This is a genomic window from Streptococcus mitis, assembly GCF_023109105.1.
GTDB classification, from domain to species: domain Bacteria; phylum Bacillota; class Bacilli; order Lactobacillales; family Streptococcaceae; genus Streptococcus; species Streptococcus mitis_BW.
In genome coordinates, this window is record NZ_JALDTZ010000001.1 from 119,859 (window position 1) to 132,454 (window position 12,596).

Here is a 12,596-nt window from a genome sequence, read left to right on the forward strand (position 1 = left end):
GATGAGAAATGTAACGGTTGCAGCTATTCAGATGCAATGCGCTAAGGATGTTGAAACCAATATCCAAACAGCTGAACGTTTAGTTCGACAAGCTGCTGAGCAAGGAGCCCAAATTATTCTCTTGCCTGAATTATTTGAACGTCCCTATTTCTGTCAGGAACGTCAGTATGACTACTACCAGTATGCCCAATCGGTGACAGAAAATACGGCTATTCAGCATTTTAAAGGAATTGCCAAGGAGCTTAAGGTCGTTTTACCGATCAGTTTCTATGAAAAAGATGGCAATGTTTTATATAACTCTATTGCTGTCATTGATGCGGATGGAGAAGTGCTAGGAGTTTATCGCAAAACTCATATCCCAGATGACCATTATTATCAGGAGAAATTCTTTTTCACACCTGGAAATACAGGCTTCAAGGTCTGGGATACCCGCTACGCCAAGATTGGTATCGGCATTTGTTGGGACCAGTGGTTCCCTGAAACAGCACGTTGCCTTGCATTGAATGGTGCTGAATTACTCTTTTATCCAACAGCCATTGGTTCAGAGCCGATTTTGGATACAGATAGTTGTGGTCATTGGCAACGTACCATGCAGGGACATTCTGCAGCAAATATTGTCCCAGTTATTGCAGCCAATCGTTATGGTTTGGAAGAAGTTACTCCTTGTGAGGAAAATGGGGGACAAACTTCCAGTCTTAATTTCTATGGTTCATCCTTTATGACGGATGAAACAGGAGCTATTCTAGAGCGAGCTGAAAGTCATGGAGAAGCTATTCTGCTAGCAACTTATGACCTTGACAAAGGAGCAAGCGAACGCCTAAACTGGGGCTTGTTTCGAGATAGAAGACCAGAAATGTATCAACGGATTACGGACTAGTATGGGAGAAATGAGAGATTCATTCTGCTAGACTAACTTCTTATTATCAACAGAAAAATACTATGTTATCTAGCAAGTGGATTGTACATTTTAACCCTTTAAGGCTTTCTCGCGCTTTTATGCGAGGAGCTTTTCTGTTTAAGCTTTATCAATAAAACATGCTATAATAGTTGCAGAAAGGTTGGTATTTATGGCTAGAATACTTATCATTGAAGATAATAATGAGATCCAGGAAATTTTGAAAACTCTTCTTTCTAAGGAACATGAGGTGATTCAAGCTTTTTCTGGTACTGAAGGAATGATTCGATTTGAACAAGAGGCTATTGATCTAATCTTGTTAGATATTATGCTTCCGGGTAAAAATGGTGATCAGGTATTAAAACTCATTAGACAAGATAGTTCAGTTCCTATCATCATGCTAACTGCCCTAAGCGATAAAAAGCTTATCAGTCAATATCTCCTAGATGGTGCTAATGATTATATTGTAAAGCCTTTTGATTTGGATGAAGTTTTTGCCAGGGTTATGGTACAATTACGTCAAAATAGTGACAAACAACCAGCTGAAATTGAACATTCAGACAAGTTAATTCAAAAATTAAAAAACATTCAATTTGATGCAGATAGTTTTGAAATAAAAAATAGCCAGAAAACTATTCGCCTAGCTAAGAAAGAATGTTTGATACTCCAAACCTTGCTGAGACATCCTAAGAAGATTTTTACGAAAGAAGAACTCTATGAGTTGGTCTGGGAGGATACATATTTACCAGGCGACAATACTCTCAACACTCATTTAAGTAATCTCCGAAAAAAATTAGGTCAACTAGACCCAGAGCAAGAGTATATTGAAACTATCTGGGGAGTTGGTGTTCGGTTAAAAGGAGATGAGCAATGATCTATATTTTACTTTCTTTTCTACTGCTGGTTATTATCCTATTGACGATAGGCTTGATTCGTTATCATTTAGCACTCATGAACTTGAGCCAACAAATCGAAGACAAGATTCATACTGGAAGTATGAAGAGAATAGGAGTGTCAACCTTCTCCAAGGCTTTTTTACATCTTTACCAGCAAGTCAATCATCTTTTTCAAGAAGTTGAACAGTCACGCTTGATTATGAAGCGTGAAAAACAGACTTTAGACATGGCTATTAGCAACATTGCACACGATATTAGAACCCCTTTAACGATTGCGTCGGGTTATACTCAGCAATTACTTAAAACAGAAAATCCTGAGTCTGAGAGTTTAAAAAAAATTTCCCATCATCTCAATCAAGTTTCAAAACGTCTAGAGGCTCTTTTGGACTATCGTCGGTTAATGGAAGGAGCAGTGAAACCTAACTTATCAGAGTTAGAAGTTTCAACTTTTATAACTCAAAAATTACTGATCTATTATGATTCTTTTCAAACGGCAAAGATTAACCTTGATTTGCAAGTAGAACCTGGTTTGTATTTACTGACAGATTCAGATTTATTAGACCGTATGTTACAAAATCTGCTTGGCAATGTTCTAAAACATGGTAAAGATGAAGCAACATTTTCTTTGAAGGAAGTGGACAATCACATCTGTTTAGAAATTGCGAATCTGGTCAAACAACCGATTCGTAAAATTGAAAATCTCAGTCAACGATTTTACTCTGAAAATCTCTCAGATACTGAAGAATCCTCTGGTTTAGGTCTTTATATTACAGAAGAATTATCCCATATACTTGGTGCAGAACTGCAACTAAGTACAGATGGTGCTTGGTTTACAGTTAAAATACTCTTTTAATACTCTTCAAAAATCAAATTCAAACCATGTTAGCTTCACCTTGCCGTACTCAAGTACAGCCTGCGGCTAGCTTCCTAGTTTGCTCTTTAATTTTCATTGAGTATAAAACAAGAAAACCTCCTCTTTTTGAACAGAGGAGGTCATTTTTTATAGACTTTTCTTTTTGAAAACTGTCAGTCCACTTATATTAAAGATTACAATAACAACTAAAGTAACTATAAGTGTGTAGAGAATTGACTCACTATTAGCAGTCATAGCATAGACAAATTGTAATGATAAATATGGTAAAATTTTGATATTTGGAAAAATGAGCATCGGCAATGAAAGCAAGGTAGAACTGATTAAATAGCCAATGAAAACAGCCAAATAAGAATGAGTCACATAGAGAATGAAGGAAACAATAGATAGCCAAGCTAGAATGCAGAGAAATTGAAGAGAAATTGTTAGAAGGAGATTGCCAATAAATCCTTCTGGCATCGTACCAAGACCGTTTAGGATAGTCGCTGGTACGAAAGCAATAACTAGGCTAACAAGAATTTGCATTAGAGCGATACTTGCTAATACTACAGACTTGGCTAGGAAGAATTCTGTGCGAGAAACACCCACTGTCAAACTGTTTTTATAGAGTTTTCCGATAAGATCAACTCCTAGAACTAAGCAAGCAAGGATAATACAGAGGAAAACTAGGTTTGAGCTATTGCTAGAGGTGTTAATAAGGGCTTGTATACCATCCCATCCCTTGCTTGGCAGTTCGGTTTCTGCGTTTGTACTTGTATTGACGGATACGAAGTGTCCTGTAGCTCCGAAAGTAGCCCCCATTAGCATGAGTGCAAAGAGAATGAGCTCTGTAATCCAAAAGCCTTTGGAACGGAAAAGACGGTAAAAGTCTGCTTGAATTGTGTGTATCATGGTTTATCTCCTATTTTACTAATTGTGTGAAGTAATCTTCAAGATTTTGACGAGCATAGTAAATCTCATCCACAGCAACATCTGCTAGAGTAAGTTCTTTGAGAATGCGTTTGACATCTTGTTCATGACTAAAAATATGAATCTCATTGTCTGAATTAACAACTTTAAATTCAAGATGCACTTTGTCTTTTAAGATTTGACTAGCTTTTTCTTTGTCAATTGTTTTTAGAACGATATAGTCTTCATTAAGTGTCTCAAATTCGGTCTTACTGATTTCTCGAATGATTTTCCCTTGGTCAAGAATTCCAAAGCGATTGGCAACCAGATAGAGTTCTGACAAGATATGACTAGAGATGAGAATTGTTATTCCTAGTTCTTGATTCAGACGTTGAATCATTTGACGAAACTCTTTGATACCGATTGGGTCAAGTCCATTGATAGGTTCATCAAGGATGAGAAAGTCTGGTTTTGATAGGAGGGCAATCGCAATGCCTAAGCGTTGTTTCATCCCAAGAGAGAAATCTCGAAAAACTTTTCTACCTGTATCTGTTAACCCTACATACTTTAATGTTTCCTGAATGACTTGATCGGCATTTGGGATATGTCGAATAGTACAATAGTATCTTAGATTTTGATAGGCTGTTAAATGATTGTGAGCTACTGGGGATTCAATGACTGAACCTACTCGAGATAGGGCTTTCGTGCACTCCTTATACCCTTGACTAGAAAAGAGGGAAATAGTTCCATGGTCAGCAGATAATAATTGGGTAATGATTTTAATCAGAGTTGTTTTACCAGCACCATTTTTTCCGATAAGTCCATAGATATCTCCTTCTTTAACCGAGAGACTTAGATCTTGTAGAATAGGTTGTTTGCCAAAGTGTTTGGACAAGCCATGGATTTCGAGGACTGTTTTCATAGTTTTCTCCTTTAATCTTTAATACTCAATGAAAAACAAAGAGCAAACTAGGAAGCGAGCCGCAGGCTGTACTTGAGTACGGCAAGGCGAAGCTGACGTGGTTTGAATTTGATTTTCGAAGAGTATAAGATGTTTTATTTTTATAACTCTAGTATAAAGCATAGATATCAAAGAATCGTCAAGCATTTCTAAAGAGTTTCTAAAGTTTTTTAAATTTTAAATAAAATAAAAGCCCAGTTGGCTAGAAATACTAGTTGACTGGGCTTATTTCTACAAAATATATTTTTCAATAGCTCGTGCAACGCCGTCTTCTTCATTACTGGCAGTTACGGCATCAGCGAGAGATTTGACGTGGTCGCTGGCATTTCCCATGGCGATCCCCAGCCCAGCAAACTCTAACATCTCAATGTCGTTATTGGCATCACCCATAGCCATGATTTCAGAAGGTTGGATATCTAAAATCTCAGCCAAACGAGAAAGAGCAGAAGCCTTGGTTGTACCGAGTGGCATTGCTTCATAGATAACAGGTTGAGAACGAACACCGCTAAATCTTTGACAAAGCTCTTCAGAGAAACGTTGTTCAAAGTCATCTGTCTGTTCTTTTGTCCCTAAAAACATTCCCTGGAACATACGATACTTCCCACTAGTAGCTTCTTCCAGTGAGATTTCAGTCAGATCGGCAAAAACAAGTGTGGCATCATATTGAACGATAGGATTTGGTTTGCCTCCAAGAACGAAATAGTGTTCCTCATCAAAGAGAGTCAACTGGACCTCGCTCTTTTCAGCAAGGTCATTCAGGTATTCAATGTCTGATTTGCTAAGTTCTCGCCAGTCAATCAGACTCCAGTCGCTAGTTCGGTGAGTCGAGCAGCCATTATTGACAATGATATATTCATTTTTCGTATCTAAGCCGAGTTTTTTGTAATAGGGAAGAACTCCGAAAAGTGGGCGCCCAGTACAGAGAACTAGTTTAACACCTTTTTCTATGGCCTTATGAATGGCATCAATATGAGCCTGAGGGATTTCCTTGGCTTCGTTGAGAAGAGTACCATCCATATCTAGAGCAAGTAGTTTAATCATAATATTTCCTTTTCTCGTGTTTTGCCTATATTATAGCATATTTTGGAGGAAAGGAGGAGGAATCTTCGGGCTAATCATGGTATAATAAAAGGTAATGAAAAATTCCAACGAGGCAGAGATGAAATTACTTTACACTGATATTCGGACTTCTTTGACAAAAATTCTAACCAGAGAGGCAGAAGAGCTGGTTGCTGCTGGTAAGCGGGTATTTTACATTGCCCCCAACTCTCTTTCTTTTGAAAAGGAACGAGCCGTGCTGGAATGCTTGCCCCAGCAGGCTTCTTTTGCGATTACCGTCACGCGCTTTGCTCAAGTGGCTCGTTACCTGATTTTGAATGACTTGCCTATAAAGACCAGTCTAGATGACATCGGTCTTGGGATGGCCTTTTACAAATGCCTTGCAGAACTTGACCCTAAGGATTTACGTGTTTATGGTGCCATTAAGCAGGATCCTCAATTTATCCAGCAGTTGATTGAACTTTACCACGAGATGACCAAAGCTCAGATGAGTTTTTTGGACTTGGAGAGCTTGACGGATGAGGACAAGAGAGCCGATTTGCTCTTGATTTTTGAGAAAGTAACGACCTATCTTAATCAAGGCCAGTTGGCTCAGGGAAGTCAGTTGTCCCATTTGATTGAGGCTATTGAGAATGACAAGGTAAGTAGTGATTTTAGCCAAATCGCCTTGGTTATTGATGGATTTACCCGTTTTTCTGCCGAGGAAGAGCGGATTGTGGACCTACTTCATGGCAAGGGAGTTGAGATTGTCATTGGGGCTTATGCTAGTAAGAAAGCTTATACTAGTCCCTTTAGTGAGGGCAATCTCTACCAAGCCAGTGTGGAGTTTCTCCATCATCTAGCCTCTAAATACCAAACTTCTGCTCAGGACTGTTCTCAGACTCATGAGCAAATGGATAGTTTTGACAAGGCCTCTCGTTTACTGGAGTCTTCTTATGACTTTTCAGAACTCGCTTTGGATGTCGATGATAAGGACCGTGAAAACCTTCAAATCTGGTCTTGTTTGACACAAAAGGAGGAGTTGGAGTTAGTAGCCCGTAGCATTCGTCAGAAATTACATGAGAACCCAGAGCTGAGTTACAAGCATTTTCGAATTCTCTTGGGGGATGTAGCTTCTTACCAGTTATCGCTGAAAACCATTTTTGACCAGTACCAGATTCCTTTCTATCTTGGAAAAAGCGAATCCATGGCTCATCATCCCTTGACACAGTTTGTCGAGTCTATTTTAGCTTTGAAACGCTATCGTTTCCGTCAGGAAGATTTGATTAACCTTCTTAAAACAGGTCTGTATACCGACCTTAGTCAGGCTGATATTGATGCTTTTGAGCAATATATCCGTTATCTTGGTATCAATGGCTTGCTAGCCTTTCAGCAAGCCTTCACCAAATCTCACCATGGAAAATTTAATCTGGAACGTTTAAATGTTCTTCGTCTGCGTATTTTAGCCCCTCTTGAAACTCTTTTTGCCAGTAGAAAACAGAAGGCAGAAAATCTCTTGCAAAAGTGGAATTCTTTTCTAAAAGAAGGAGCGGTGACTAATCAACTCCAAGATTTGACAGCTACCATGGAAGCCCTAGAGCAGGAAAGACAGACTGAAGTTTGGAAGGCTTTCTGTCATGTTTTAGAACAATTTGCGACTGTTTTTGCTGGTTCACAAGTTAGTCTAGAGGACTTCCTAGCCTTGCTCCATTCTGGAATGAGTTTATCTCAGTATCGCACTATTCCAGCGACAGTGGATACTGTTCTGGTGCAGAGTTACGATTTGATTGCGCCACTGACTGCTGACTTTGTCTACGCCATTGGGTTGACTCAGGACAATTTACCAAAAATTTCTCAAAACACCAGTCTTTTGGCTGATGAAGAAAGGCAAAACCTAAACCAAGCGACTGAAGAGGGAGCGCAATTGCTGATTGCCAGCAGTGAAAATCTCAAGAAAAATCGCTATACCATGCTATCCTTGGTCAATTCTGCTCGTAAGCAGTTGATTTTGTCGGCTCCAAGCCTTTTTAATGAAAGTGAAAGCAAGGAGTCAACCTATCTTCAAGAGCTAGTCCATTTTGGATTTAGTCGGAGAGAGAAGAGGATGAATCACAAAGGACTGTCTAAGGAGGATATGGGGTCCTATCACAGTCTTTTGTCTAGTCTGGTTGCCTATCACCAGCAGGACGAACCGAGAGATACTGATCAAGATTTGACTTTTGTTAAGGTTCTGGCGCGTGTCATGGGTAAAAAACTTGACCAAAAAGGCCTTGCAAATCCTGCCCTTCCAACCAGCCCAAGCAGCAAGCCCTTGACCAAGGACACCTTGCAAGCTCTCTATCCTGCTGAACAGGAGTTTTACTTGTCTACCTCTGGTTTGACAGAGTTTTATCGTAATGAATACAGTTATTTCCTCCGCTACGTGTTAGGCTTGCAGGAAGAACTGCGCCTACGTCCTGATGCCCGTAGTCACGGGAATTTCTTACACCGTATTTTTGAACGAGCCTTGCAGTTGCCTGATGAAGATTCTTTTGACCACCGTCTAGAACAAGCTATTCAAGAAACCAGTCAAGAACGAGAATTTGAGGCTATTTATCAGGAAAGTTTGGAAGCCCAGTTTACCAAGGAAGTTCTTCTTGATGTAGCTCGGACGACTGGCCACATTCTCCGACACAATCCTGCTATTGAAACAATTAAAGAAGAGGCAAATTTCGGTGGAAAAGAGCAGGCCTTTATTCAATTGGACAATGGACGCAGTGTCTTTGTACGAGGCAAGGTTGACCGCATTGACCGCTTGAAAGCTGATGGTGCGATAGGAGTGGTAGACTATAAATCTAGTCTGACTCAGTTCCAGTTCCCTCATTTCTTTAATGGACTCAATTCCCAACTGCCAACCTACCTAGCTGCCTTAAAAAGAGAAGGGGAGCAGAACTTTTTTGGTGCCATGTACTTGGAAATGGCTGAGCCTGTCCAATCTTTGATGTCCGTTAAAAGTCTGGCAGGTGCAGTAGTAGAAGCTAGCAAGTCAATGAAATACCAAGGCCTCTTTTTAGAAAAAGAAAGCAGTCATTTGGGTGAATTTTACAATAAAAATAAAGCCAATCAGCTGACGGAGGAGGAATTCCAGCTCCTACTGGACTACAATGCCCATCTTTACAAGAAAGCTGCTGAGAAGATTTTAGAAGGTCAGTTCGCCATTAACCCTTATACTGAAAATGGCAGAAGTATTGCACCGTATGTTCAGCAACATCAAGCCATCACAGGATTTGAAGCCAATTACCATTTGGGGCAAGCCCGTTTCCTAGAAAAGTTGGACTTAACTGATGGCAAGCGTCTGGTCGGAGAAAAACTCAAGCAAGCTTGGTTTGAAAAAATAAGAGAGGAGTTGAATCGATGAAGCCTATTCCCTTTTTAACTGAGAAGGAAATTCAAAAATTGCAAGACGCAGAAGCAAATTCGAGCAAGGAACAAAAGAAAACTGCCGAGCAAATTGAAGCCATCTACACTTCTGGTCAGAATATCCTCGTTTCAGCATCGGCTGGTTCTGGGAAGACTTTTGTCATGGCAGAGCGCATTCTAGATCAATTAGCGCGTGGAGTGGAAATCAGTCAACTCTTTATCTCAACCTTTACCGTTAAGGCTGCCACAGAGCTTAAAGAACGTTTGGAGAAAAAAATAAGCCAACAAATCCAAGAAAGTAGCGATGTTGACCTCAAACAACACTTGGGTCGCCAGTTGGCAGACCTACCCAACGCTGCCATCGGTACCATGGACTCATTTACACAAAAGTTCCTTAGCAAACACGGTTATCTACTTGATGTTGCTCCTAATTTCCGTATTTTACAAAACCAGAGCGAGCAACTCCTTCTAAAAAACGAAGTCTTTCATGAGGTCTTTGAAGCCCATTACCAAGGTAAACAGAAAGAGAAGTTTAGTCATTTGCTGAAAAATTTTGCAGGGCGTGGCAAGGATGAACGTGGTCTGCGCCAGCAGGTCTATAAAATCTATGACTTTCTCCAATCCACCAGCAATCCTCAGAAATGGCTGAGTAAATCTTTCCTCAAAGGCTTTGAAAAAGCTGATTTTACCAGTGAAAAAGACAAACTGACCCAACAAATCCAGCAAACCCTTTGGGACTTGGAAAGTTTCTTCCGTTACCATTTGGATAATGATGCCAAGGAGTTTCCAAAGGCTGCTTATCTAGAAAATGTTCAGTTGATTTTAGATGAAATTGGCTCCTTAAATCAGGAGTCCGATAGTCAGGCTTATCAAGCAGTGCTTGCGCGTGTTGTCGCCATTTCGAAAGAGAAAAACGGTCGAGCCCTGACTAATGCCAGTCGTAAGGCTGATTTGAAGCCACTGGCCGATGCCTACAACGAAGAAAGAAAGTCCCAGTTTGCTAAACTAGGACAACTGTCAGACCAGGTAACCATTCTCGACTATCAAGAACGTTATCATGGAGACACATGGGAACTAGCTAAAACTTTCCAAACCTTCATGAGTGATTTTGTGGAGGCTTATCGTCAGCGTAAACGTCAGGAAAATGCCTTTGAATTCGCTGATATCAGCCATTACACCATTGAGATTTTAGAGAATTTCCCGCAAGTTCGTGAGGCTTATCAGGATCGCTTCCACGAAGTCATGGTCGATGAGTATCAGGATACCAACCACATTCAAGAACGAATGCTGGAATTGTTGTCTAATGGCCACAATCGCTTTATGGTGGGGGATATCAAGCAGTCCATCTATCGTTTCCGTCAAGCAGACCCGCAGATTTTCAACGAGAAATTCCAACGTTATGCGCAAGATTCCCAAGAAGGCAAGCTAATACTCCTCAAGGAAAATTTCCGTAGTAGTTCAGAAGTGTTGTCAGCAACCAATGATGTCTTTGAACGCCTTATGGACCAAGAAGTCGGCGAAATCAACTATGACAGCATGCACAAGCTTGTTTTTGCAAATACCAAACTGACTCCCAATCCAGACAACAAGGCAGAATTTCTCCTCTACGACAAGGACGACACAGGCGAGGAAGAAGATAACCAAGCAGACACACAATTAACTGGTGAGATGCGCTTAGTCATCAAGGAGATTCTGAAACTTCATCAAGAAAAAGGTGTTGCCTTTAAAGAAATTGCCCTTCTGACCTCCAGTCGCAGTCGGAATGACCAGATTCTCCTCGCCCTGTCTGAGTACGGGATTCCTGTCAAAACAGACGGTGAGCAAAATAATTATCTCCAATCGCTAGAAGTTCAAGTCATGCTAGACACCCTTCGTGTCATTCACAATCCCCTGCAAGACTATGCCTTAGTTGCCCTTATGAAGTCTCCAATGTTTGGTTTTGATGAGGACGAGTTAGCACGTTTATCCCTTCAGAAAGCAGAGGATAAAATCCAAGAAAATCTCTATGAGAAACTAGTCAATGCTCAAAAACTGGCAAGTAGCCAGAAAAACTTGATTCACACAGAGTTAGCTGAAAAACTAAAGCAATTCATGGATATCTTGGCTTCTTGGCGCTTGTATGCCAAGACCCACTCCCTCTATGACTTGATTTGGAAGATTTACAACGACCGTTTTTATTATGATTATGTTGGGGCTTTGCCAAATGGTCCTGCTAGACAGGCCAATCTCTATGCCCTAGCTTTGAGAGCTGATCAATTTGAAAAGAGCAATTTCAAGGGTTTGTCGCGTTTTATTGGTATGATTGACCAAGTCTTGGAAGCCCAGCATGATTTGGCAAGCGTGGCTGTCGCACCGCCAAAAGATGCAGTAGAGCTCATGACCATCCATAAGAGTAAAGGGCTGGAGTTTCCTTACGTCTTTATCCTCAATATGGATCAAGATTTCAACAAGCAAGACTCTATGTCAGAAGTCATTCTCAGCCGTCAGAATGGTCTTGGTGTCAAATATATTGCCAAGATGGAGACAGGAGCAGTGGAAGTTCACTATCCTAAAACCATCAAACTCTCCATTCCTAGCCTGACTTATCGGCAGAACGAAGAGGAATTACAGCTGGCAAGCTATTCTGAGCAGATGCGTCTGCTGTATGTTGCTATGACGCGAGCTGAGAAGAAGCTCTATCTTGTCGGCAAGGGTTCTCGTGAAAAGCTGGAAACCAAGGAATATCCAGCAGCTAAAAATGGAAAACTAAACAGCAATACGAGACTGCAAGCAAGGAATTTCCAAGATTGGATGTGGGCTATCAGCAAAGTGTTTGACAAGGACAATCTCAGCTTTAGCTATCGTTTTGTTGGTGAAGATCAGCTGACTAGAGAAGCTATCGGAGAGTTGGAAACCAAGAGTCCTCTCCAAGCTAGCTCCCAAGCAGACAACCGCCAGTCAGACACCATTAAAGAAGCTCTTGAAATGCTGAAAGAAGTGGAAGTCTATAATACTCTTCACCGCGCAGCCATTGAACTGCCTAGTGTTCAAACCCCAAGCCAAATCAAGAAATTTTACGAACCTCTTATGGATATGGAAGGTGTTGAGATTGCAGGTCAAGGCCAGTCAGTAGACAAGAAAATTAGCTTTGATTTGCCAAATTTTTCAAGCAAAGAAAAGGTGACAGGAGCTGAGATTGGTAGTGCTACCCACGAACTCATGCAGAGAATTGACCTCAGTCAGCAACCAACGCTTGCTAGCCTGACAGAAACTCTCAGACAAGTTCAAACCAGCACAGCTGTCAGAGACAAGATCAATCTTGCGAAAATTCTTGCATTCTTTGACACAGCGCTCGGTCAGGAGATTCTAGCGAATACCGACCATCTCTATCGCGAGCAACCTTTCTCCATGCTCAAACGAGACCCAAAGAGTCAGGAAGACTTCGTTGTCCGTGGTATCCTTGATGGCTATCTGCTTTATGAGGATAAAATCGTTCTGTTCGACTATAAGACAGACCGCTATGATGAACCAAGTCAACTCATAGACCGTTATCGTGGTCAGTTGGCCCTATACGGAGAGGCTTTATCACGAGCCTATTCGATTGAAAATATTGAAAAATACTTGATCTTACTCGGAAAAGACGAGGTTCAAGTAGTAAAAGTATAATTC

The 12,596-nt window shown here is 40.8% G+C and carries 8 protein-coding genes; 5 read left to right on the top strand and 3 right to left on the bottom strand.

Annotation, left to right across the window (positions count from 1 at the left end):
* Nucleotide 1 precedes the first annotated feature (1 nt).
* The 3 genes from aguB to M1F37_RS00685 all read left to right on the top strand — a co-directional run bounded on the left by aguB (nt 2) and on the right by M1F37_RS00685 (nt 2,644).
* Nucleotides 2-877 carry an N-carbamoylputrescine amidase gene (gene aguB, locus M1F37_RS00675; protein ID WP_247934327.1) on the top strand — a complete coding sequence of 292 codons (876 nt, stop codon included), beginning with the start codon at nt 2-4 and terminating at the stop codon, nt 875-877.
* A gap of 190 nt (nt 878-1,067) precedes the next feature.
* Nucleotides 1,068-1,769: a response regulator transcription factor gene (locus M1F37_RS00680; protein ID WP_247934328.1), complete on the top strand. Its 702-nt coding sequence runs from the start codon at nt 1,068-1,070 to the stop codon at nt 1,767-1,769.
* Nucleotides 1,766-2,644, top strand: a complete 879-nt coding sequence (locus M1F37_RS00685) for a sensor histidine kinase (protein ID WP_247934329.1) — start codon at nt 1,766-1,768, stop codon at nt 2,642-2,644. The genes M1F37_RS00680 and M1F37_RS00685 overlap by 4 nt, the downstream gene beginning before the upstream one ends.
* A 147-nt stretch (nt 2,645-2,791) precedes the next feature.
* On the opposite strand, the gene M1F37_RS00690 is transcribed toward M1F37_RS00685, so the two are convergent.
* The 3 genes from M1F37_RS00690 to M1F37_RS00700 form a co-directional block, all read right to left on the bottom strand.
* Nucleotides 2,792-3,553 carry an ABC transporter permease gene (locus M1F37_RS00690; protein WP_247934330.1) on the bottom strand — a complete coding sequence of 254 codons (762 nt, stop codon included), beginning with the start codon at nt 3,551-3,553 and terminating at the stop codon, nt 2,792-2,794.
* A 10-nt stretch (nt 3,554-3,563) separates the two neighbouring features.
* Nucleotides 3,564-4,472: an ATP-binding cassette domain-containing protein gene (locus M1F37_RS00695; protein ID WP_247934331.1), complete on the bottom strand. Its 909-nt coding sequence runs from the start codon at nt 4,470-4,472 to the stop codon at nt 3,564-3,566.
* Nucleotides 4,473-4,742: 270 nt separating this feature from the next.
* Nucleotides 4,743-5,552, bottom strand: coding sequence for a Cof-type HAD-IIB family hydrolase (locus M1F37_RS00700; protein ID WP_247934332.1), 810 nt, complete (start codon nt 5,550-5,552; stop codon nt 4,743-4,745).
* A 118-nt stretch (nt 5,553-5,670) separates the two neighbouring features.
* On the opposite strand from M1F37_RS00700, the gene rexB reads away from it, so the two are divergent.
* Nucleotides 5,671-8,946, top strand: coding sequence for an ATP-dependent nuclease subunit B (gene rexB / locus M1F37_RS00705; protein WP_247934333.1), 3,276 nt, complete (start codon nt 5,671-5,673; stop codon nt 8,944-8,946).
* Nucleotides 8,943-12,593 (top strand): helicase-exonuclease AddAB subunit AddA, encoded by a 3,651-nt coding sequence (gene addA / locus M1F37_RS00710; protein WP_247934334.1) that lies wholly within the window; start codon nt 8,943-8,945, stop codon nt 12,591-12,593. The genes rexB and addA overlap by 4 nt, the downstream gene beginning before the upstream one ends.
* Nucleotides 12,594-12,596: the final 3 nt, after the last annotated feature.

What these genes read in the sequence shown, in the direction of transcription:
- aguB (WP_247934327.1), top strand. Translation starts at nt 2, where the DNA reads ATGAGAAATGTAACGGTTGCAGCTATTCAGATGCAATGCGCTAAGGAT.
- M1F37_RS00680 (WP_247934328.1), top strand. Translation starts at nt 1,068, where the DNA reads ATGGCTAGAATACTTATCATTGAAGATAATAATGAGATCCAGGAAATT.
- M1F37_RS00685 (WP_247934329.1), top strand. Translation starts at nt 1,766, where the DNA reads ATGATCTATATTTTACTTTCTTTTCTACTGCTGGTTATTATCCTATTG.
- M1F37_RS00690 (WP_247934330.1), bottom strand. Translation starts at nt 3,553, where the DNA reads ATGATACACACAATTCAAGCAGACTTTTACCGTCTTTTCCGTTCCAAA.
- M1F37_RS00695 (WP_247934331.1), bottom strand. Translation starts at nt 4,472, where the DNA reads ATGAAAACAGTCCTCGAAATCCATGGCTTGTCCAAACACTTTGGCAAA.
- M1F37_RS00700 (WP_247934332.1), bottom strand. Translation starts at nt 5,552, where the DNA reads ATGATTAAACTACTTGCTCTAGATATGGATGGTACTCTTCTCAACGAA.
- rexB (WP_247934333.1), top strand. Translation starts at nt 5,671, where the DNA reads ATGAAATTACTTTACACTGATATTCGGACTTCTTTGACAAAAATTCTA.
- addA (WP_247934334.1), top strand. Translation starts at nt 8,943, where the DNA reads ATGAAGCCTATTCCCTTTTTAACTGAGAAGGAAATTCAAAAATTGCAA.